The 22,361-nt window shown below is 59.0% G+C and carries 17 protein-coding genes; 7 read left to right on the plus strand and 10 right to left on the minus strand.

Annotation, left to right across the window (positions count from 1 at the left end):
* Positions 1-277 precede the first annotated feature (277 nt).
* Positions 278-1,207, plus strand: a complete 930-nt coding sequence (locus tag G3M56_RS04055; RefSeq protein ID WP_164365487.1) for a hypothetical protein — start codon at positions 278-280, stop codon at positions 1,205-1,207.
* A 474-nt stretch (positions 1,208-1,681) separates the two neighbouring features.
* On the opposite strand, the gene G3M56_RS04060 is transcribed toward G3M56_RS04055, so the two are convergent.
* Both G3M56_RS04060 and G3M56_RS04065 read right to left on the minus strand, forming a co-directional pair.
* Entirely contained in the window at positions 1,682-2,938 is a 1,257-nt protein-coding gene (locus G3M56_RS04060; protein WP_235203578.1) for a hypothetical protein, read from the minus strand.
* A gap of 15 nt (positions 2,939-2,953) precedes the next feature.
* Positions 2,954-3,790, minus strand: a complete 837-nt coding sequence (locus G3M56_RS04065; protein WP_164365488.1) for a hypothetical protein — start codon at positions 3,788-3,790, stop codon at positions 2,954-2,956.
* A gap of 273 nt (positions 3,791-4,063) precedes the next feature.
* Between G3M56_RS04065 and G3M56_RS04070 the strand changes: the two genes are divergently transcribed.
* Positions 4,064-7,036 carry a family 20 glycosylhydrolase gene (locus G3M56_RS04070; RefSeq protein WP_164365489.1) on the plus strand — a complete coding sequence of 991 codons (2,973 nt, stop codon included), beginning with the start codon at positions 4,064-4,066 and terminating at the stop codon, positions 7,034-7,036.
* Between the two features lie 207 nt (positions 7,037-7,243).
* On the opposite strand, the gene G3M56_RS04075 is transcribed toward G3M56_RS04070, so the two are convergent.
* The 6 genes from G3M56_RS04075 to G3M56_RS04100 form a co-directional block, all read right to left on the minus strand.
* Entirely contained in the window at positions 7,244-8,191 is a 948-nt protein-coding gene (locus G3M56_RS04075; RefSeq protein ID WP_164365490.1) for a DMT family transporter, read from the minus strand.
* Between the two features lie 595 nt (positions 8,192-8,786).
* Complete coding sequence (locus G3M56_RS04080; protein ID WP_164365491.1) at positions 8,787-9,782, minus strand: hypothetical protein; 996 nt, start codon at positions 9,780-9,782, stop codon at positions 8,787-8,789.
* Complete coding sequence (locus G3M56_RS04085) at positions 9,772-10,317, minus strand: hypothetical protein (protein ID WP_164365492.1); 546 nt, start codon at positions 10,315-10,317, stop codon at positions 9,772-9,774. The genes G3M56_RS04080 and G3M56_RS04085 overlap by 11 nt, the downstream gene beginning before the upstream one ends.
* A 105-nt stretch (positions 10,318-10,422) precedes the next feature.
* Complete coding sequence (locus G3M56_RS04090) at positions 10,423-10,668, minus strand: hypothetical protein (protein WP_164365493.1); 246 nt, start codon at positions 10,666-10,668, stop codon at positions 10,423-10,425.
* A 105-nt stretch (positions 10,669-10,773) separates the two neighbouring features.
* Complete coding sequence (locus G3M56_RS04095; RefSeq protein ID WP_164365494.1) at positions 10,774-11,385, minus strand: C39 family peptidase; 612 nt, start codon at positions 11,383-11,385, stop codon at positions 10,774-10,776.
* Positions 11,386-11,774: 389 nt separating this feature from the next.
* Entirely contained in the window at positions 11,775-12,410 is a 636-nt protein-coding gene (locus G3M56_RS04100; protein WP_164365495.1) for a hypothetical protein, read from the minus strand.
* A gap of 97 nt (positions 12,411-12,507) precedes the next feature.
* On the opposite strand from G3M56_RS04100, the gene queA reads away from it, so the two are divergent.
* On the plus strand, positions 12,508-13,485 hold the full coding sequence (gene queA, locus G3M56_RS04105; RefSeq protein ID WP_164365500.1) for a tRNA preQ1(34) S-adenosylmethionine ribosyltransferase-isomerase QueA: 978 nt from the start codon (positions 12,508-12,510) through the stop codon (positions 13,483-13,485).
* Here queA and G3M56_RS04110 read toward each other — a convergent pair.
* Both G3M56_RS04110 and G3M56_RS04115 read right to left on the minus strand, forming a co-directional pair.
* Complete coding sequence (locus tag G3M56_RS04110) at positions 13,458-14,423, minus strand: class I SAM-dependent methyltransferase (protein WP_164365496.1); 966 nt, start codon at positions 14,421-14,423, stop codon at positions 13,458-13,460. The two genes, queA and G3M56_RS04110, sit on opposite strands and share 28 nt — an antisense overlap.
* Positions 14,424-14,862: 439 nt before the next feature.
* Entirely contained in the window at positions 14,863-15,813 is a 951-nt protein-coding gene (locus tag G3M56_RS04115; protein WP_164365767.1) for an IS110 family RNA-guided transposase, read from the minus strand.
* A gap of 390 nt (positions 15,814-16,203) precedes the next feature.
* Between G3M56_RS04115 and G3M56_RS04120 the strand changes: the two genes are divergently transcribed.
* From G3M56_RS04120 to G3M56_RS04135, 4 genes are all read left to right on the plus strand, one after another.
* Positions 16,204-16,635, plus strand: a complete 432-nt coding sequence (locus G3M56_RS04120; RefSeq protein WP_235203581.1) for a hypothetical protein — start codon at positions 16,204-16,206, stop codon at positions 16,633-16,635.
* 175 nt (positions 16,636-16,810) lie between these two features.
* Positions 16,811-18,028, plus strand: coding sequence for a TolC family protein (locus tag G3M56_RS04125; protein ID WP_164364432.1), 1,218 nt, complete (start codon positions 16,811-16,813; stop codon positions 18,026-18,028).
* 32 nt (positions 18,029-18,060) lie between these two features.
* On the plus strand, positions 18,061-19,188 hold the full coding sequence (locus G3M56_RS04130) for an efflux RND transporter periplasmic adaptor subunit (RefSeq protein ID WP_164364433.1): 1,128 nt from the start codon (positions 18,061-18,063) through the stop codon (positions 19,186-19,188).
* A 36-nt stretch (positions 19,189-19,224) separates the two neighbouring features.
* Positions 19,225-22,347 carry an efflux RND transporter permease subunit gene (locus G3M56_RS04135; protein ID WP_164364436.1) on the plus strand — a complete coding sequence of 1,041 codons (3,123 nt, stop codon included), beginning with the start codon at positions 19,225-19,227 and terminating at the stop codon, positions 22,345-22,347.
* Positions 22,348-22,361 lie beyond the last annotated feature (14 nt).

The raw sequence follows: 22,361 nt of genomic DNA on the forward strand, positions 1-22,361 counted from the left end.
TGCCGATGATCTGTCGGGTGTGCAGAGTGTCGCGGATGGTTAGAAATTATGCGTGTCCTGATTCTGGTCCTAATAGCCATGTTAATTTAGATGTTATGCCGTTTGTGTGGGCGTTGCAGTTGGATGGTACTCCAGCTCAGGGCGAGAAAGGTATAGTTCCGAACTACAAAGAAATTGATCAGTCGATTATGCACGAAGGGTGTTGTATTGGGGAGTATCTCAAGCTGCGTCCACCAATCGCTAATGATAAGCTGGAGCTTGCACCTGGGAATTGTCCATGAAATACACATTAATAAGTATCGTTCTCCTAGTTGCAGGTTTTCTGGGGTGGTGGCTGCTCAGTTTGGAGCCCAAAGGGAATCCAATAGCGGTTATTCAGGACGCAGATGAGCAAATTGCTTCTTCACTTCCTGACGAGGGGGTAATAGCTAGAGCAGCAGCAGCAGATGGCGAGAGTAGAATTAGAACGTTATGGGAAAAACACGTATATCCCCAACGATTGAAAGTTGCTGACGTTGACTTTCCTGTGGTGTTTGAGGGAGATGTCCCTGAGGAGCTTAAGCAGGTGATACTATCTGATGTTCATATGATTTATGGTCATATGGAAAGTCACGAGATTTACGAGCTTCATAACGAGATCTCGGTTGGAGGTGGGAATATAGTGCTCACTAAAAGGCTCGGTTTTAGAGGGCGCGGGCGGCATTGGCCTGAAAAACATCAGGGGGCTTTTGGAGGTATCGCAATGCTAGATAGCGAAGATACAGTGGTTTTCCCCAAACAGCTTACTGATCATTATGAGTTAGCATGGCGCGCAAGGAATGACGCCCCTGCAAAATACGAGAAGCTTGAAATATTTATCGATTGGTTGAATTCCGCCTCAATGGAGGAGTTGGGCGCAGATAATCCGTACTGGTTGTACGGATACGATGGTGTGTCTGACGAGAATCCAGAGTTAGCTGCTGAAATGAGAGCTCGTCTGTTGGGTGACGATAGGAGTGTCTTGAAGTTTCGCCATCCCAGTATTCTGGAGTTCACGTATGTAGATCAGGAGGTCTTGAAAAAGGATAAGGCCGAAGGGCAGCTTCCTGTCGGAGTCACACTAGCTGACGGATTCTATTTGGATCAGAGTAACGTCCCTGTTCAGCAAGCTCTCTATTTGTATCATGGTGGCAAGTGGTACATAGCGTTTGCTCCCCCTGGAACCTGATCTTTGAACGGTTCGCAAACTATGTCGTTTGTTGGCGCGAGACGGTTGGAGATGTGTGAGAGTTTGTACGAACGCATCATGTTTTTTTGATAAGCGATCATCCAGCCACCATTTGAGTCAGCTTGCCTGCTGAGACCGTTGTTAAAGGAATGACTGCAGGTGTCAAGTGAGCCCTTTGGGGCGACGAGGTCGAGAAGAGCACCTTCGAGTGCATTAACCGCGAGGTCATCGAAGAAGGTGGTAAGCCTGCTGAAGGCGTGCCAGTCCTCCTCGGGATCACCAAGGCGTCGTTGGAGATCGAGTCGTTCATTTCGGCGGCTTGAGCCGTCGAGTGGGATCTTGGCGTTGCTGGGCTTGCGTGTGTTGATGCGCCGGAGACGATCGTAGTTTTCCCTTTTCCCGGAAAGTGACGATGACCCAAAGAAATGCCCCCGTCGGATGATCCGATGGGGGCATTGTTGTGTTCAATTGTGATTAGCGGTTCGGGCGGCTCGGCCGGTTGGGTTTTTCCGGTTTGCTGGGCTTGTCTGGTCGCACGGGCTTTTCCGGGCGTTGGGGTTTCTCAGGGCGGTCCGGCTTTTGTGGACGTTCAGGTTTGTCTGGTCGTTCCGGCTTTTCGGGGCGCTCTGGTTTTTCCGGTCGTTCCGGCTTGTCCGGACGCTCTGGTTTTTCAGGGCGTTGCGGTTTCTCGGGACGAGTTGGCTTTTCCGGGCGTTGGGCCTTCTCCGGGCGTTGGGCTCGGTCGGGACGGTCCGCTTTGCCAGATTTCTGCGGGCGCTCGGGTTTGGCTGCATTGCGGGAGTCTGGATTACGGACAGCTGCTCCGCCTCGGCCAGGTCGGCGGTCGGGGGCTGTGAGCGTGTTCGCTTCCAGTTCGGGATCCTCGATCTGAGAATCTTCAAACACAGGTTTGCCTCGGCCTTTGTGGGTTCGGTTCTTTCCGGACATCAAGGTCCCGACTTTCACTCCGAGTAGTTCCTGGCTGATTTCGCCCCAGCCGGCACCGGCGGCCCGCATTTCGAGGATGCCGTCGGCGAGTGCGGGATCCGTGCCGAAGATGGCGCCGGAGAGACTGGCCATATCCGGATTGATTCCCTGTTGCTTGAGCGATTCCTCGGCCATGAGAAGCGTGAGCTTCACGTTGCCGATTCCCATAGCCCCTGAGCCATTCTCTACCACGACGGTTTCGACGATGGTTTCCATCTGAACGGCGGTCTCTGGAACAGGGTTTCCTTCGGCGTCGAGCATCGGAGTGCCGTCCGGGTTCACTTTGTAGACCGGGTTCCCCTCGGCATCGAGCACTGGAACTTCGACCGTGGTGGTCTCTGGGACTGGATTCCCCTCGGGGTCTACCATTGGGGTTCCATCCGGATTCAGCTTGTAGACCGGGTTGCCGTCGGCGTCGATCAGCGGGGCAGTGACGGGGACTTCGGTCTCCACTTCATACGAGATGTCACTGCCGCCGCGCAGCGCTTCGGCAAGAGTGAGAGCCTCGCTTTCTCCAAGATCCGGGAAGCTGTCGGCAATGCTGGACAACACCTTCCGCTCTCCGGTTGAGAGGGACTTGGGGGATTCAGGTGTTTCACCGATATCCGGCGTGTCGGAGAGATCGGGAGCGACCTCTACTTCGGTGACTTCCGGGCTGTCTGGAAGGTCTGGAGATTCAATGTCTTGGGCAAATGCGTAGGGGGCGGTGAGGCCGAGGATGCCTGCGATGAGTTTGTAGTTCATGGGGAATTGGTGGTGTTAGAATTCGTAACGGCACTGGATTCCACCTCCGAGGTCGGGGCTGCCGTCGGTCAGACCGAAATAGGTGTAGAACGTGAGTAGGGTGCTTTCGCTGGCCTTGTAGCCGAGGTAGCTGAAGACCTCGATGGCGTCGTCAGACGACGCGGAGCTGGCCTCCTGGTAGTCCAGTGTGGTGCCGAAGTTCACGGAGTCGGTGAGTCGGTAGTCGGCACCGATCGATGTGTAGAACACGTTGTTCAGATCCGAGCCGTCCGGATCGCCTTTTATCTTGTAGGCGAGGGTGGCCATGGGGCTGAGCTTGCCGAGTGGCTTGAAGAAGTCGAGCTGGACGGTGTAGTCGAATGCTCCAGTGCCGAGACCTTTGGCTTCGTCTGCGGTTGGGAATTTCACTTTCCCTACCAAGTCGAGATAGAACCAGTCGGATGGGATCGCATCGACTGCGAAGGACTGCTGCAACCAGATGTCGCCGAGGCCGGAGGCGTCGACTGCCTCCATGCCGCCGGTGACGACGCCGCTGTCGCCACCGCCTACGACCGAGCCTGGACCTTCGATACGCAACCAGGGCACGGTGAGCTTGGTCGTTGATGCGCCGCGTTGGTAGGAAATGCTGGCTGGAATGAAGAGAATGTTGGTGTCGGCGTCATCGCCATAGCTGCCGGAGCTGTAGTCGATACCGCTGCTGGCTTGCCATGTGCCGGATTGAGAAGAATCGGAGGCTGCATGGACGGGAGCGGCCAGGGCGATGGCGCCCATCAGGGACGCGACGGTGAGGGATTTGGGGCTGGGAATCACGATGTCTGTGTGGATTTGGTTCGAGCCCGTTGTGGCGGGCATGGGCAGGAGGCATAGCGGTTCCGCGTCTTTATGATCAAGTGTCAATTTTTCATAACGTGATTATGGTGAGTTGGTTGTGAGCTTTCGTGAGAATTGTCCCGTGAAATCTAAAGACAGTGGTGTGGGTGTGGTGTTGGATCCAAAGTGCACGCCATCAAATTTTATGGGGCGAGGGCCTGCGCGACCATTGGGTGGGGAATCATACAGGTTTTGGCATTTCTGGTGGATTTGTGGAAAGAACAGGGGCACTTGTCGCTGTTTGATGCTGCGATTATGAGAGTACCGAAGATCATTAAGTCTCTGTCCGGAGCGAGCTGCGTCCTAGCGACGTCGTTTGCGTTGAGTGTGAGTGCCGCGGAGGCGGCGAGTGTGAATGAGGTAGCGCAGAACTTTGATCCTGCGTCTCACCTCGACCTAACCGGAGGATCGGTCGGCTACCGGATTGGCGGTGGAGTCGATGCCAGGATCGTCGGATCGACTTTCGAGCAAGTGGTTGGCATGGATGGCAAGATCCGCAGGCCGTTGTCTGATGTGGCCACGCTCGTTACTTTTGAGCTCACCAAGGATGGAAAGGACAAGCAACTGGTGACGCGCCCGCTGGTGATTCCTGGGCGGATGAAGGCCGTTGCCGGAGCCAACCAAAAGCCGGCCGTGGTGCCAGCGCTACAGGAATGGGTTGGTAGAAAAGGGAGCTTCTCGGTGTCGGCGGGATCGCGGATTGTCATCCGCAGTGGAGATGGAGCAAAGGGAAGCCCGTCGTTGCGCGAAAGGATGGACGTTTTTGCAGCGGACCTGCAGGACGTGACCGGGCTGGCGCTTGAGGTCGTTGAGGCGGATGCGGCGAAGGCCGGGGATATTTTTGTGACGCTGGAATCCAAGGGCGATGCCGCGTCGATCGGTCATGAAGGCTACACGCTTGCGGTGGATGATGTGTTGACCATCGATTCCAGCGACCCGCTCGGTGCCTTCTGGGCGACGCGTTCGGTGCTCCAAGTCCTCAAGGCGAACGAGAATCAGTTCCCTTGTGGCTATGCGGTGGACTATCCGCAGTACCCGGTGCGTGGGTTTATGTACGACGTCGGCCGCAAGCCGGCCTCGCTCGAGGCGGTGCAGTCGGTGATGAAGACCATGGCGTGGTACAAGTTGAACGATCTTCAGTTGCACCTGAACGATAACTTTATCTGGCTCCACGATTACACTGACATTCCAAACAAAAAGGATGCAACGCCTGAGCAGAAGAAGGCGGCGATCAAGGAGGTCATGGATGCCGCTCCCACTGCGTTCCGTTTGGAATCGAGCATCGTTGGTGAGGACGGCACAGCGCTCACCGCGACTGACCATTTCTACACCAAGCAGCAGTTTGGTGCGTTGATCGACCAAGGGCGTGAGTACGGAGTGAACATCGTGCCGGAGATCGATGTGCCGGGGCACGCGATGAGCTTGGTGCGTGTGCGCCCTGACTTGATGTACCGCGGCGGGCTGAGCAAGCCGCACGACGTCGAGCGCGCGGCGATGCTGGATGCATCTGAGGATGTGTTTGATCCGGCAACGGGCAGGACCTACCGCGAGGAGACGCTGGATTTCGTGAAGCAGGTCTTTGACGAATATCTGGTCGGCGAAAATGGTGAGGAGCCTGTGTTCCGCGATGCGGTGGTACACATTGGTACCGACGAATACTATGGCTCGGCGGAAGATTACCGTGCCTTTGCCGATGCCCTGCTCAAGCATGTGAAGTCGCGTGGGTTCACACCTCGCCTCTGGGGCAGCTTGCGCGCCAAGCCGGGCAAGACGCCGATCATCAGCGAAGGGGTGCAGATGCACATCTGGTCGCTCTACTGGGCGTCGCCGATCGATGCGTTGAACCAAGGGTTCGACGTCATCAACATTCTCGATGGTACGTCGTACATCGTGCCGAACGGGACCGGTAATGTCGGTGGCTATGGCGACTATTTGAACCTCGCCAACCTTTATGCTCCAAGCTGGCAGCCGCACATCATGGGCAACGAGAAGGTGATCCCAGGTCACCCTAAGATGCTTGGTGCGCAGTGGGCGCTGTGGAATGACAACTCGTTCCGCCGTGATACCGGGTTGATCGATTACGATTTGTTCGACCGCATCCAGCAGTCGTGCTCGGTGATGGCGGAGAAGACGTGGTCGACCGGTAGCGATCGCTCGTTTGATGAGTTCACGCAGTTGGTGAAGCGGGTCGGCGATGCTCCGGCAACGAATCCGCGATACAATGTGGCGACCAAGAAGCCGCTCGCGCTCGATCTGTCCGCAAAAGATGGCCAGCTAGTCGATGGATCGGGCAATGGTTACAATGCCGTGGCTGCGGAGAATGTCGGGTTTGTCGATGGCGACGGCGGCCAAGTGGTCGAGTTGCGCGGTGGGCGTAGTTTTGTAAAGAACGCGGTGGAGAACATCGCGCCGAATTACGTGGCCGAGTTCCGCGTCAAGCGGACGTCGGACTCGCAGGCTCCGCAGGTTTTGTTCTCTTCGTTTACTGGTGCGTTTTACGCAGTGCAGAAGGAAACCGGGAAGGTTGGAATCACCCGCGACACGTGGGATTACTCGTTCGATTACACATTGCCAGTGGGCGAGTGGGTCACGCTGAAGTTGGTGGCATCCGGTCGTTCGCTGACGTTGTTTGCCAATGGTGAGGAGATCGGTGCTCCGGTGCGTCACCAGTTTCCAGAGTCGCACAAGTACAATAGCTTCATCTTCCCGGTCGAATACCTCGGCGCGGAGGAGGACGCGTTTGTCGGCCAGGTGCGTGACGTGAAAGTGACGGTCGAGATTCCAGCTAACATGGATCTTGCGATTCCATCCGGGGATCTTCAAGCGAAGGCGAGCAGCGAACATGGCGTTGGTGCCGATGGTGATATCACCAAGGTGCTCGATGGCAAGGCGTCGACCTATTGGCACAGCAAATACAGCCCGAAGGATGAGCTGCCATTTGAGATCAGCCTCAAGCTGCGCAATCCACAGACAGTCGATATGGTGAGCTTCCTGCCACGTCAGGACCATGCCAACGGAGCGATTCAAGGCGCCGATCTCTTTGCTCGTAATGGCGACGGCGATTGGGAGAAGGTCGCAACCTATTCCGGTGCCGGAACCAGCCGCGACCGTCAGGTCGTTTCGTTCCCCGCCCGTGAAGTGAGTGATCTCAAGCTGGTCATCACCAACGCCGTTCAGGGCTTCGGCACCATGGCCGAGTTGAATGTCCACCGCGCCGCCGGCGAATAGCAAGTTCGCTGAAGTTTGAATCCGAAGAACGCGCCTCTAACCGGGCGCGTTCTTTTTTTGAGTGACGGTGTCCCCAGCGTCGGGGGGCACCGTGGGACGACATATGAGGGTAGGGGACTGTGGAGAGTGGTCGCTGCGCTCCTTGTGTTGGAGTCGACGGGGACGTCGAGCCTCCAATTGAAATCGCGCCGCTGTGGTGGGCGGGTATTACCGCACACCCGCCACGGGGCGGACTTGGTAGCGTTGCAGGCCGGCGACGGCGAGCAGGACGAGGATGCCGCCGCCGATGATGCCGGCGCCCGGGGATTCTCCTGGGATGAAGAGCGTGGAGAGTGTCACGCCTGAGACGGGGATGAAGAAGCGGTAGGCGGCGAGGAGGTTGACCGGGAATTTGGTGGTGAGCCAGTTCCACACCGAGAAGGCGGTGGCGGAGACGAAGGCCATGTAGAGGGTGACCACGATCATGCCGGGATGGGTGAAGAGCTCAGGGATATGGTGCCACGCCGGAGCGGCGCATAGCAGCAAGGCGACGCCGCCCCCGAACAGGGAAAGACCGGTGGCGGTGCGCATGGGAAGGTGCGCTTTCAAGGACTGGACGACGATGAGTGCGAGCGATCCGCAGAACGAAGCTCCGAGAAAGAGCGCGGCGCCGAGGACTGGGTTGCCGGCTTCGGCCCCGGGAGCGGCGACGGCCCAAACAACACCGGCCGCACCGAGTACGAGCATCAACCACTGGATCGGGCGGGGCCAGGGCGAGTGAAGCAGTAGTGGCGCGAGGATGACCCAGAAGAAGTTGCCGCTGACGGTGAGCATGGCGCCCAGGGTGCCGCTGGCGACGGTCATGGACGTGTAGAAGAGCAGATACTGGAGGAAGGTTTGGAGGAGACCAAAGGCAATCAGCGGCTTGAGGGGCGCGCGTTTGGCGGCGGTCCAGGCACCGGGCGTGATGGCGAGCAAAGCCCCGCCTCCGATGGTGAAGCGGATGCCCGCCAGCAAGAGGCAAACCCACAGTGTGGTCTCGACGTTGAGTTGGTCGGATGCCGTACGGTAGAGGTATTTGACGCCGGGGAACGCGCTGCCCCACATGACTGCACAGAAGATGGCACAAACCGGGAGAACCCAGGCGGGTGGGGTGGGGCGTGTGTCGTGGGTCATCGGCTGCCGGTTGTTTGGAAGAGAGTGGCCAAAGGGGCGCCGTTTGGTGGCGCACCTCGAGGGGTTATCCTAGCGCAGGATGTGGAATCGGCAGCTGATTATGGTGTGGCGTTGCGGGTCGACGGCCTGCGGGTGGGCGCTGCGCGTTGGTGGAATCGAAGGCTTGGCCGGATTGGGGGGCGGCGATTAACCCAGGGTGAGGTCGACTGAGGCTCCCTTCAACCTGGGCTGATTTGTGTTTCCCCTGCAGGGAATAACAAATGCGGCGTGGCGGTGTATGGGTGCGAGGGAACGAGCAGCCCTCCCTAACGGGTGTCGTCAGTTCCTCGCTGCAAGCGAGTCTCATAACAGCCTGGGGTCAGCGAGCCTCAGGCGAGCGCCACCCCAGGGGAAATGGTTGGATCCATCCGGCCGAGCCTATGACGTGACCAGGGAGCCAAACGATCCCGATGGCCGCAGGAGAACACGGAGATGCACCAGAATTTAGTGCCATTCCGCTCCGGTCATATCTTGATCTCGATCGTGATCGGAGCGGAGTGATTTGGGGCAATCTCCATCGCTATCGTCCGGGAGGAAGAGTGTCGGCGCCTCACTGCTAGGCGGCGGGTTCCTGGCGGCTCGATGGCAAAATGCGTGCCACCGGGCGGCTGAGGAGGTAGGGGATGCCGACGAAGAAGATCAACAACAGGATGATGTTGTAGGTGAAGGTGAGGCCCATCGCCAACGAGATCACCCAGTGGAAGGCGATGAGGGCGATGCCGTAGATCGAGGCGATTCTGCGGCTGAGCAGTGCGAGGAAGCAGAAGGCTTCGAGCAGCATACCGCTGGCGAGCATGGCGCGGCCGATGTTCGGGTAGTCGACGAAGAACTTCTGGGTGATGACGCGGAAGCGCTCGAGGCCCTCGGGTGTGGGGTCGGTCTGGCCTTCTCCGTTGACGGTGTTGTAGTAATCTGCCAGGTCGTTTTTGACTAGCTGGATGGGGAAGTTGGCGGACTCCTTCACCCATTTGCCATCGGAGAGGACCATTTTGGAAACCACGCTGACCATGTAGGCGGCGCAGAATGTCTGGATCGAGAAGTAGACGGCGAGGGTGGCCCAGCGTTTGGTGGCGGAGACGCGGACGGAGCGGTCCGGGTCGTTGTCGGTGGCTGGTTTTCCGCGCATGCGGCGGATGATGCCGACGTAGAGCCAAACGGTTTGGACCAAGAGAATCAGCGCGACAGGTTGGGAGTGGTGTGAGACTTCCTCGGCCTGGGAGTTGGTCAACGTGCCGCTTGCGATCATGAGGAAGGTCATGACGGGCAGAGCCAGCCAGAGCCAGCGGTTGAGAACGTAGAGTGCCAGTGCGCTGCCGAGCGTCCATTTGCAGACACTCATCGCGGTCGGGTCGTTGAGCCAGGTGAAGTCCGCGCCGAGGCGGGCGAGGCCGTTCGGTGTGGGTTGGGCGGGGAAGAGCGTCATCGGGAAGATCATCCAGACGACAATTGCCAAGCCGAGACGGATGAAGAACCACTCGGCCGCATCCACCTCGAAGGGGGCGAGCTTTGCCTTCCACTTGGTGAGGAACTGGACAAATCGGTTAGTTTCCATGGGTGTCGATCTTGAGGCTGGAGATGAATTCGGGCTTGGATTTGACGATGCGTCCCTTTTCCCTGGTGATGCCGATTTGATAGAGCTGGAGTTCGGTGACTTCGCGTTGGTGGAGTCGGACCATGGCGGCGTTGCGGCTTTGCATGCTGTTCCAAAGCCAGGCGAGCGCCTCGTCTCCTGCGGGCTTCTTTTGCTCGGACGTGAGGTCTTGTTTGCGAGGGGTGGGTTTTCCGTCGACTTTGAGGCTCTCTCGTACGTCGTTGATAGACCCGTTGAATTGTTTTTTGAGTCTGGCGGTGCGGGTGCCGGCGCTGACGTGTTCGAGTGGCAGCGGGTCGCCATCCTGATCGGCTACGAAGACGACGTAGTCGTAGCTGGTGAAGTTTGAGTACATCGGGAAGTGGGAGAATGGGTAGTTCTCCTTGGCGACCCAAAGAAGCGCGATCAGAACGAGAGTCAGGCGCAGCGGTAGGGCGGCCCAGATACGGGCGGCGAGAGGCTGGTTGCCGTCGGCGGGTGATGGTGGCTCTGGCATAATGGGAGGATAGCGGGGAGTGGCCGATGTGCAACGCAATCAGGCCCGGCTTGTGGGCCGGGCCTGATAGGAAAGGTTTCAGATATTGGGTTCGCTGAGTGTGGCTTACTTGTTGTCTTTGTAGACGTAGTAGAGCACGGCCACAGCGGCGGCGAGGATGATGAGGTTGTCCAGGCGTCCGAGGAGTCCGCCTTCTTCGGCTTCTGCAGCGGCGCTTTGATCGGACGATGCGTCGACGCTGAGTTCGGTGACTTCCTGTTGGGTCATTGGCTGAGCATCGACAGGAGCGGCGATTGCTGGGCTGAGGGCGATCGATGCGGCGGCGATCGCGGCGAGAGATTTCTTAAGCATGGCGGGATTCAAGCGGGGATTGGCGGGAAAGAAAAGCGGAAATTTTCGTCACATGTGGGAAATCGGGGGCACTCAATGCGGCGGGACTTGGCAAGTGGAGATTTGTCACGGCGCAATGAGGAGCATGGCGAAGGAGCCGCCGCGCCAGAACGTGACAAAGTCGCCACGGTCGACGCTGACGATGCCGTAGGCGGGGTCCATGACGAGCCAGCGCTGAAGGTCATCGCTGAAGCCGATGACGACGACGAAGTGCTTTTTGAGAACGCCTTGCCAGCCGCGCAATGGGCTGATTGTGCGGCTGTCCAGAGACTCGACTACTGGCAGTTTTTGGAAGTAGCGGCCGAATGGACACTCCCAGGCGACGATGACCGGGCGGCCTTTGCCAAGGTGGTCACGGAGTTTGGTGGCGGCGGCTTGGCCTTCTTCGCTGCCGATAACGAAGGCGTGGAACCCGGACTTCGCAGCGTGGTCGCGCAGCTCGCCCAGGTTGTAGCCGGTTGCTTCCGTAGGGGGGGAGGCTGTGAGGATTTTCTGTTCGCTGGTCGATTTCCCCCAGTAGGACATGACGGCCGCGAGGGATGCTGCGCCGCAGCTGGTTTGGTTGGATTGTTTTACGGCATCGACCCCGCAGTAGGTGAAGTCCGCGTAGCGGGCGGCGAATGCGTCGCCTTTTGAGGTGCGGGCGACGCTCGAGCATGAGGTTCCAGCGAAGATCAAGGTGAGAGCGAGAAGCAGTGCAGGAGCGATTCGGCTGAGGCGAATTACCCCCTGGGCTGGTTTGCATTCCGCTGTCGGTGGAGGGGAGGTGCTCCATGTTAGTGAGCAAATCATGTCGATCATGTGAGTCCTGAATGGCTCTGAATTAAGATGTCTTTCAGTTTTGGGAGCGGCCATCGGGAGGGCGCTGCGCTTTGGCGGAGCCGGACGCTCGGCCGAGGATGGGCGGCGGGGTTGCCCGGGGTGGCACTCGCCGGAGGCTCGTTGACCCCAGGCTGTTATGAAACTCGTCTTCAGCGAGGGATTGGCTAGGCCAGTGCTTAAGTTCGAGCCAATTCAGTGAACCATGTCTTAAGGAATCTGAAGTCTCATCGCACGGGCGCTGCCTATCATTCCGCCAGGATGATCTCGATACGTTCGCGTTCAATCCGGAGCTCTTCGACCCCTTGAATAACGAGTTGGGAATCGCGTCCGCCGCCGAACAACTCACGTCCCAGGTCTTTGCCTTTGATGCCGCCGAGCCAGGCGTTGGGGAGGCTGATGCCATAGACGGTGACGTCGGCGATTTCGAGGCGAGGTCGGGTGAGGCCATTGTCTAGGTCTTCGAGTTCCACTTCGATCCGAGCGCGGGCCTTGAATTGTTTGCCAGGGAGGATGGCGGAGTCTTCAGGGATAGGGACGGCGAGGTAGGCGTTGACGGCATCGGGATCGAGTTCGATGCGCAACGTGTCGCCGAGTTCCGTGTGCTCGTTGATCAGTCCATTGATCTCGCGTTCGGTGAAGACCATGTTTTTCGAGCCTTCTTCATAGCGGGACTCTGGTTCCTGCAGGTTGGTGAGTTTTTCCTCAACCACCTCGGACTCCTTGGCGCTGAGTTCGACTGGTTTGATCGGGCGCTGTAGCCACCACAGAGTGGCGCTGATGCCGAGAACGAAAACGATGGCCGCGCCGATGACAGCGAGGACCGCGTAGAAAAAGCATCCGCGCCGGCGGGGAGCCGCAGGGACAGGTGGTGGTGCACTCATAAGTGATATCGTCGCCCGAGCGGGCGTTGGGGTCAACCCGCTTGCGCATTGTCCCGTGTGGCGGCATGTTTCGCCCACTATGGCGGAATCCACCTCACTGCGTACCGACGACTTTGACTACGAGTTGCCTGAAGAACTGATTGCCTCGCGGCCACCCGAGCGGCGTGAAGAGTCGCGCATGCTGGTGGTGAATCGGGCTAAAGGAACCATCGAGCACCGACGGTTTGCCGAGTTTCCTTCGTTCATCCGTCAGGACGACTTGTGTGTGTTCAACAACACACAGGTGGTGCCGGCGCGCTTCTTCTCCAACGATGGCAAGATCGAGTTGGTCTGGCTTGAAGACGTGGCGGAGAACACATGGCGCTGCATGGTGCGTCCGGGCAAGAAGATGAAGGTCGGACGCACGGTCGAGATCGGTGACGCGGTTGGTACTGTGATCGAGGTGCGCGACAACGGTGACCGCATCGTCCGCTTCGACCGCGAAGTGGATTTGAACCGGGGCGAGCTCGCGCTGCCGCACTACATGGGGCGCGATAGTGATTCCATCGACAGCGAGCGTTATCAGACTGTTTTTGCCAGCGAGCGCGGGGCCATCGCCGCACCAACGGCCGGGCTGCACTTTACACCTGAAATCCTGGAGCAAGTGCCACACAAGTTTGTGACACTGCATGTGGGGATCGGGACCTTCCGTCCGGTGAAGGCGGAAAACGTGGTCGACCACAAAATGCACGCCGAGTGGTACCACATGGGGGGCGAAACCGCCGAAGCGATCCGCAAGGCGGGCCGCGTGGTGGCGGTAGGGACCACCGTGGTGCGGACGCTGGAGTCGGTCGCCCGCGACACGCCGCGTGACCAGTTCACCGAAGCTTCGGGTGATACGGATATCTTCATCTACCCGCCGTATCAGTTCGGCGCGGTTGACGCGCTGCTGACCAACTTCCACCTGCCGAAGTCGACATTGCTGATGCTGGTGAGTGCGTTTGCCGGCAAGGAGTTGATGATGGAAGCGTATCGTCAGGCGGTCGAGGAACGCTATCGCTTCTTCAGCTACGGCGACTGCATGTTGATCTTGTGATCCGGTTCAATGCGGCGGGCGAGTGTGAGCAGTCCGCCGTAGGGCGGTTTGCCGGGGGCATGGAGGCGTTGGTGGCGGAGGATCCGCAGGCCGAATGGCTTGAGGAGTGAGTCGGTGTCGGCGGGAAGGCCGGAGCGGAAAGGCTCGCCGTAGAATGCGTTGACCATGAACTTGGTCAGGCGGCCTCCGGTGGTGTGATGGAGCCACTTCTCCGCCAGGTAGTCGAGGGCAAGAATGCTGCCTTGTGGAAGTTGGGAAAACTGATCGAGCGTGCTCTCGATAGCGGCGCGTTCAAGGTACATGGTGACGCCCTCCCAATGGACGTAGGTGGGGAGCTCCGGGTTGAACCCATGGTCGGTGAGGGCGTCGAGCCAGCGCTGGGATTCGAAATCACACGGGACGAAGTGGACATGGTCGTGAGGGATGCCTGAGTCTTTGATCGCGCGGCGCTTTACTGCCTGGGTCGCGGGGGCATCGACTTCGAATAGGTCGAGTGATGCGTCGGCTTGGTAGGCGCGGGTATCCCAGCCTGCGCCGAGAATGACGAGTTGTTTGCAGTGGGGGAGGTGCTTTGACAATGAGCGGTCGAGGAACTCACAACGGGCGGAGACCAGGCAGTTCAGTGATGCGTGTTCCGGTGGGGGGAAGCGCAGCGGTGTTGGGATGAATCCGGAGACTTTACAGATCCAGACCTGGGGGAGGATGAACCATCGGAGCGTGGATGGGCTGCAGGCGGGGAGGTGGCCGGCGAGTTGTGCGATGAGTGGGTCATCGCGGGTGCCGATGAGGTGCATCAGCAAGCGTGTGGTGAATGGTTCGTATGTGGTGCCCGAGACCTTGCCCCGTTGGCGCCATACCGGGACGATGTATAACCACACGCCAACCCACCAGCACGGGAGCAGAAGGAGGGAGAGGAGAGCGAAGACAAGTAAACGCATGGTGGTGGCAGGGGCTGTACCCTGTAGTTACGTCTGATGGGGTAATAATTCCGCAGGTTGGTGGGAAGGGCGTGTCGCGGAATGGCACTAACATAAGGTGTCTGGTCGTGTAGGGAGCGGCCTGCGGGGGCGTGAGGCGCCTTGGCGGTATCGTAGGCTTGGCCGGATTGGGGCGTCGATTAACCCAGGGTGTGGTCGCCTGAGGCTCCCGTCACCCTGGGCTGGTTTGCGTCTCCCTTTCAGGGATGGATTGACGGCGATGGGTCGTCAGTTAGATGTATTCGGGCGTGTCGCGAATGGTGCTAACCGAGGGTGGGGCGTCGTGTTGGGAGTGGCCGGCGGGTGGGTGATGCGGTTTGGCGGGATCGAAGGCTTGGCCGGGGATTGGTGGGCGTGTTTACCTGGGGTGGATTGCGTCTCTCTTTCAGCAACTCTGTTTCTAATTTTGTTTTATCGGCTCGAAATTGGGGTCGGAAAGAAGGCGGTTTACGAGTCTGACAAGCTTTCGGATCACGGCGGTGATGGCGACATGATGAGGTTTTCCTTTGGCGATCAGACGGCCATAAAATTCCTTCAAAATCGGGTTGTGGTTCGTGGCGCATAGAGCAGGCATGTAGAGGCTGCGCCGGAGTAAATGCCTTCCTCCGCGGACGTGCCTCTTGCCGCTATGAGTGCCGGTGTCTTTGTTGAATGGCGCAACTCCAACTAAAGCCGAAGCCTGGTTGTCGGTGATTGCGCCCAGTTCTGGCATTTCAGACAAGAAGACCGTGGATGCAGCCAGACCAAGTCCTTTGATCGACTCGATTTTGCGCTTCTTCTCACGCAGCACGGCGTCTTTCGCAATGAGTGTGTCGAGTTGCTTTTGGCAACGAGCAATCGCTCGCTCAAGGCTTTGGATTTGGGTCTTGAGCTCCTTCTTCACAAAGCTGTCGGTGACCTTTTGAAGGGCCGTTTTCTGAGCTGCAGCTTGGCGGGTGAAACGATCCTTAATCCTGGCGATCGCTGACATCTTCTCCTGCAGAGCTGTAGGTTTTACGCGGGATGCCGGGGTGATCGACTCTCCGAAGCGAGACAAGACCGTGGCATCCATCGCGTCAGTTTTCGCTGAGATTCCCATGGCCTCGGCAAATGCTCGTGCTCGCTTTGGATTAACCAGGCTGATGGGAATGTTTAGCTCCAATGCTTGAGCGAGGAGGCACTTTTCATAGCCACCGGTAGGCTCACAGATGATGTGGATTTCGTCCTGTTGTTTGGATAGCTTGAGGAGCTCCGATTTTACCTTTGATGGAGTGTTGGGAACGGTCCAGGAGCGCTTTGTTTTGGGGTGATAAAAGTCGAGTTTATCTTTGCTGACATCGACGCCGATATAGTGTTTGTTCTGAGTGTTCATCTGTATTTCAACCTTGGATCTACGAGCTCTCGGGCTCTTGCAACTCTACGAACTGCAGATGGATTTGAGGGAAACAGGCCTCCTTGCTGAAAGACGAGTTCAAGGACTCGAGGAGGAACGGAGTGACTGTTTCAGCGATCGAGGTGGGGGTGGCCACCCCCACCTTGATCAACCTCCGGTTTCGTATGAAACCGATGGAGCTAGGAATAGCTCAAATTGACCAACCAAGGGAGGAATTGACGCCGCCGCAGCTTAAGTTGGTGCCGTCCGGGCGTGTCACTCTTCATTGATGAGGGTTTTTTCGCTTGAGTTTGTGGGGGCGGCGTAGAATTTTCAAAGGACTGCGCCGTTCGTGTCGTTCATGGGCGGCGTGTTTTGTTGATTCTGATTATGGCTCGTATGTTTTCATCCCCGGTTTTCCGCATGACCCTGTGGGTCGTGTTGGTGATGGGATTGGCGTGCCGGCTTTGGGGGGATCAACAACACGAGCGGTTTCTGCTCGATGGGATGGATCACTGCGCCGAGGTGGTGGAGTGTGAGCCGTGCATGAGTCACGGCTGTTGTGGGGACGTGCCTGTGGCGCCTTCTCATTCGCATGAGGATGGGGATGATCACGCTCATGGGGATTGCCCGTTGGGGCATCACCACCATCATCATTCGTCGCATGCGGCGGGGTGTTGCGGAGGTTTGTTTTGGATGATGCGGCATGACGCATCGGTGACTCTGCGTGCGCCCGGCGAGGTGCGTGTTGGGTTGCAATGGCCGCAGCACACGTCTGATTGCCGGGCTGTGGTGGCTTTGGACAAGCCGCCGATAATCTAACGGGATGCCCCGCGGGTGGATTGTGTCCGTCTGGCGGGAGGTGGAGGTGAGTTCTTTGGACAATCCTCCGGAGGTTTTGGGCCTGTCTAGGTGTTGGGCCCTGATTCACCGTCTGTTGCGGTGTGGTTTCCCCTATAACGAGCCGGGGGTGTTGGGCTCGTGATGTGTGATTTTTATGAATCGATTGATCCTTGTTTTAGTTTTGCTTGCGGGTGGTCTCTGCATGCCTGGTGGCGTGGCGGGAGAACCTGCATTGGTGGTGTCTCCGGGGACGGTGACGGAGTTGGTGCGTCGTGGGAACCCTGACCTGGTAGTGGCTCGGGCGCGGATTGCCGAAGCGCATGGGCGGTTGACGGGAGCGGGGCGATTGGCCAACCCGGAGCTCGAGTTCGAGATGCGTCATGACCCATCGTTTGGCGATGGGGAGGTGGCGATTGAGTTGTCGCAGCGGATTCCGTTGACGCGGAGGTTGGCACTGGAGAAAGCGGTGGGTGCGGGTGACCTGGAAGTGGCGCGGGCCGAGGTAGCGGCGTTGGAGCGGGAGCTTGTGGCGGAGGCGCGCGGGTTGTTGGTCGACGTGATCATCCTGCGTGACCAGCGCGCGTTGCGTGAGGATCAGGCGAAGGTTTCGCGTAGTCTGGCGGAGTTTGTGCGGCGGGTGGCGGAGCGAGGCGAGGGCTCGGTGATTGATGCGGGGCAGGCACGGCTTGATGCGACGCAGCTTGCCAGTGAAATCCGGCAATTGGATGCGGAAGAAGTGGCGGCGCTCGGGCGACTCAAGCGCTTGTTGGGCGTGGCTGCCGAGGCGTCGCTGCGGGTGGGGGGGGCGTTGCCTGCGCTTGATGAGGTGCCCGTCACAGCCGGGGAATCGACGCATCCCGACCTGCGGGTGGCGGAGCTGGAGGCGGATGTGGCCGGGCGTGGTGTGGAGTTGGAGAAAGCCCGACGGCTCGATGACGTGGAGGTTGGTTTGATCGGCGGGGTTGAACGGATTTCAGGCGGCTCGGATGAAGCGCTGCTCGGTTTGCGCGTGAGTCTGCCTTTGCCCTGGTGGAACCGAAACGAAGGCGCGATCGAGGAAGCTGCCGCCCGTCACCAGCGTGCGCTGCATGAGGTGGATGCGCTTGAGGCCACGATCTCCGGCGAAGTAGCGACGGCCCGTGCCGAGATGCGCGAATGGAAGGCATTGGCGGATGAGATCGGTGGCACGCTTTTGCCGATGGCCGACGAACAAACCCGGCTGGCGGACGCAGCCTTCCGCAATGGCCAGGGAGATCTGCAAGCGGTGCTGCGTGCCCGCAAACAATTGATCCAACTCTCAGTGACGCGGCTCGACGCGGTGCGCCAGTTCCATCATGCGCGGGTGCGGCTGATGGCAGCGATTGGTCGCTAGGAGTGAATAGGGAATTTTTTTCAGAACTTAAGATGAAGTTATTTAATAAGATCTTTTCCGTCGCGGTTTGTGCGGCGGTGGTTGGCTTTGCACAAGGTGCGGAGGAAGCGTTGCCTCCGGGCTCGGTGATGTTGTCGGACATGGGGGCGGAGAACATCGGCCTGCAGACGGTGGAAGCGGATGAGGTGTCGTTTGAAACGACAGCGTTTGCGATCGGCCGGATCGAGGAAGTGCCGTCCAACCATGCGGTGGTGAGCAGCCGGATTGCCGGGCGCGTGATCGAGGTGCTGGCCTTGCCGGGTGACCAGGTGGAGAAGGGGCAGGTCATGTTGCAAGTGGAGAGCCGCCAGCCAGGCGATCCGCCGCCGGTGATCCCGTTGAAGGCACCGATCTCCGGGATGGTGACCCAGTCGCACACGCGTCTTGGCGAACCGATCGACCCGTCTGCGGAGGTTTTTGATGTGGTTGATTTGAGTGAAGTGTGGGCGGTGGCCCGGGTGCCCGAGCATTTGGCGGCGCAGCTGCAGGTGGGGGCACAGGCGAGGATCCGAGTTAGTGCCGTGGGCGGGACGGTGTTTGTCGGTGAGTTGTTACGTTTTGGAACGCAGGCGAACCTGGAGAGCGGAACGATTGATGCCGTGTTCCGCGTGCCGAACCCAGAGTTCAAGATGCGTCCGGGGATGCGTGCCGAGTTTTCCATTGTGCTCGATGCGCGCGACGATGTGCTGGCGGTGCCGCGCGATGCCTTGCAGGGCACGCCGACCGACCGCTTTGTGTTCATCCGTCATATCGATGCGCCGAATGTGTATGTGAAGACGCCGATTGTGGTGGGGGAGATGAACGATGAACTGGTGGAGGTGGTGAGCGGATTGTTCCTTGGAGACGAGGTGGTGACCCGCGGGTCTTATCCGCTGAGCTATGCCGGTGGCGGCGGGGTTTCGCTCAAGGAGGCACTCGATGCGGCCCACGGTCACGAGCACAACGAAGACGGCTCCGAGATGACCGCCGAGCAGAAGAAAGCCAAAGATGCGGCCAAGCAAGCGGCGGCTGGCAATGGAGGTGGGGGCAATCCGTTGCTCACCCGGTTCCTGATGATCGCCTGTGGCGTGCTCTTGGTTTTGTTGGTGGTGAGTGTGGCGACGCGCAAGCCACGTGACTAGTGCCCGGATGGGTGAAACTTTACTTTTGATAGAACGATGTTGAATCATTTGATTCGGTTCTCGCTCGGCCACCGCATGATCATTGTGGTCATCGCGTTGCTGGTGCTGGTGACGGGAACCCGGACTGCAACCAACCTTCCTGTGGAGGTGTTGCCTGACCTTACCAAGCCTACGGTGACGCTGCTCACCGAGGCTCCGGGTTACGCCCCGGAAGAGGTGGAGACGCTGGTTACGGTGCCGTTGGAAAACGAATTGATGGGCGTCAGCGGGGTGACGCGGGTGCGCTCCAAGTCGGACGCCGGGTTGTCGCTGATCTATGTCGAGTTCGACTGGGACGCGGACATTTACCAAGCGCGGCAGTTTGTTTGGGAGCGGTTGCAATTGGCCACGGAAACGTTGCCCGAAGGGGTGACTCCCTTCATGACCCCGGTGGCGTCGCTGATGGGTGAGATCATGTTGATCGGGATCAGTTGTCCGGATGGAAGCGTGAGCCCGAGCGATCTGCGGACCGAGGCGGACTGGACGGTGCGCCAGCGCTTGAAGGGGATCCCCGGAGTGGCGGAGGTGTTGTCGATGGGGGGCGGGGTGAAGCAATTGCAGATCCAGCCGGATCCCAACAAGATGCTCGCGCACGACGTGACCTTTGATGAGGTGATGACCGCGGCGGAGGCGGCGGCGAAGAACACAACCGGCGGCTTCCTGACCACGCGTGCGCAGGAGATCATGGTGCGCAACCTGGGCATGACAACCAAGCCTGCGGACATTGGGCGCACGGTGGTAAAGTACGTAAACGACCGCCCGGTGACGTTGTCGGACGTGGGTGAGGTGGCCTGGGACCTTGAGCCGATGCGCGGAGACGCGGCGATCAATGGCGTGCCCGGCGTGATCGTGAGTGTCACCAAGTCCCCTGGGTTCGACACGTTGAAAATGACCGACAAAGTGAACGCGGCGATCGAGGAGTTGCAGGATGCATTGCCCGCCGGGGTGGTGATCGAGCCGTTGTTTCAGCAGTCGGATTTCATCAACCACGCGATTGATAACCTGCTTGAGGCGTTGCGCGACGGGGCGCTGATGGTGTTGCTCGTGTTGTTTCTGTTTTTGCTGAATGTGCGCACGACGTTCATCACACTGATGGCGATTCCGCTTTCCTTCGGGGTGACGGTTTTGGTGTTCCGCTGGTTTGGGATCACTGTGAACTCGATGACGCTGGGTGGCGCTGCGGTGGCGATTGGAATGGTGGTGGACGACGCGATTGTCGATGTGGAGAATGTGTTCCGGCGGTTGCGAGAGAATGCGATGTTAGCCGAGCCGAAGCCGAAGTTGCAGGTGATTGCGTCGGCGTCCGGCGAAGTGCGGAGTTCGATTTTCTATGCGACCACGCTGATCATTCTGGTGTTCGTGCCGTTGCTTGGGTTGAGTGGCGTGGAAGGGCGGTTGTTCACGCCGATTGCGATCGCCACGATGGTGAGCATGGCGGCGTCGTTTGTCGTCTCGCTGACGGTGATTCCGGTGTTGTGCTCGTTTTTGCTCAACCCGAAACCGGGGAAAGAACACCGGGACGGCTTGGTGGTGCGCGTGCTCAAGGCTGGGTTCCGCAAGACCTGGCTGAAGCTGGCGTTGGATCATCCGGTGGTCGCCATTACCATTGCCGGGCTTTTGTTTGCTTTTGCCGCGGCGGTTTACCCGACGATGGGCAAGGACTTCCTGCCATCGTTCAAGGAAGAGACCGCGGTGGTGGCAACGACCGCAGCGCCGGGGACGTCGCTCAAGCAAACGACCGAGTTGTCGATGATTGGGGCGAAGATGCTGATGCAGATCGAGGGTGTGCGCAATGTGGGCTATCGCGTGGGGCGCGCCGAGCGGGGCGACCACGTGGTGCCGGTGTCGACGGTGGAGTTTGATATCGACTTCGAGCAGGGAGAGGACGCGCGGCCGCGGCAGGAGGTGTTGGATGAGATCCGTGAAACGATGCGGGGCATTCCCGGGACGTTCAGTGTGCTGAGCGGACCGCTGGGAGATCGGATCGGCCACATGTTAAGCGGGGTGCCGGCGAAGGTGGCGATCAAGGTGTTTGGTCCCGATTTGGATGAGATCCATCGGATTGGCGAGCAGATTCAAAAGATTGCCAAAGAGATTCCGGGGCTGGAAGAGGCGAAGCTTGAGCAACAGGCGCCGATCCCCCAGTTGCGTATCGAGCCCGACCGCGAACGGGCCGAGGCCTACGGGATCAATGTGGGCGACCTCAACGACCAGCTTTCCGTATTGGTGGGGGGCGAGAATGTGGCGGAGCTTTACGAAGGGCAACGTACCATCGATCTGGTAGTGCGCCTTCCCGAGGCGTGGCGCGAGTCGCCGGAGAAGCTTCGTACCATGCAGATCCGCACGGCAAGTGGGGCCAGTGTGCCGCTCTATCAACTGGCTGATATCCGCGAGGCGACTGGACCGAATGTGATCATGCGCGAAGACACCCAGCGCCGCTTCGTGGTGAGTATCAACCCGACCGCCCGCGATCTGACCGGGTTGATCAAGAAGCTCGAGCAACGGGTGGCTGCGGAAGTCGAGATTCCGCCCGGCTATTTCCTCAGCTACGAGGGGGAATTCATCGCTCAGCGCGATGCCGCGAACCGCATTCTGATCTCGGCGGTGGTGGTGCTGGTGGTGGTCGCGTTGCTACTTTACAGCTACTTCGGGACGCCGATTTTCGCGGTCCAAGTGCTGGCGGATATTCCTCTGGCGTTGATCGGTGGCGTGCTTTTCACTTGGCGCGAAATCGATAACATCAGCATTGCAACACTGGTGGGCTTCATTGCCGTGACTGGGATTGCCGCACGCAACAGTATCATGATGATCTCTCATTACCTCCATCTCATGCGCCATGAAGGGGAAGGGTTTACGCGGGAAATGATTGAACGCGGAACCTTGGAACGACTGGTGCCGGTGCTGATGACTGCGGTTTCCGCAGGCTTGGCGCTGGTGCCGTTGGTGATGGCGGCGGACCAGCCAGGGAAGGAGATCCTCCACCCGGTGGCGGTGGTGATTGTGGGTGGTCTGGTGACCTCGACGGTTCTAGGCTTGGGGGTGACGCCTGCGGTCTTCCGCTTGATTGGAAGAAAGGCGGCGTTGCGGGCGGTTGAGACCAACGCTCCTGCGACCCAGTAATGGCCACGAGTGGC

Source organism: Sulfuriroseicoccus oceanibius (genome assembly GCF_010681825.2).
Lineage (GTDB): Bacteria > Verrucomicrobiota > Verrucomicrobiia > Verrucomicrobiales > SLCJ01 > Sulfuriroseicoccus > Sulfuriroseicoccus oceanibius.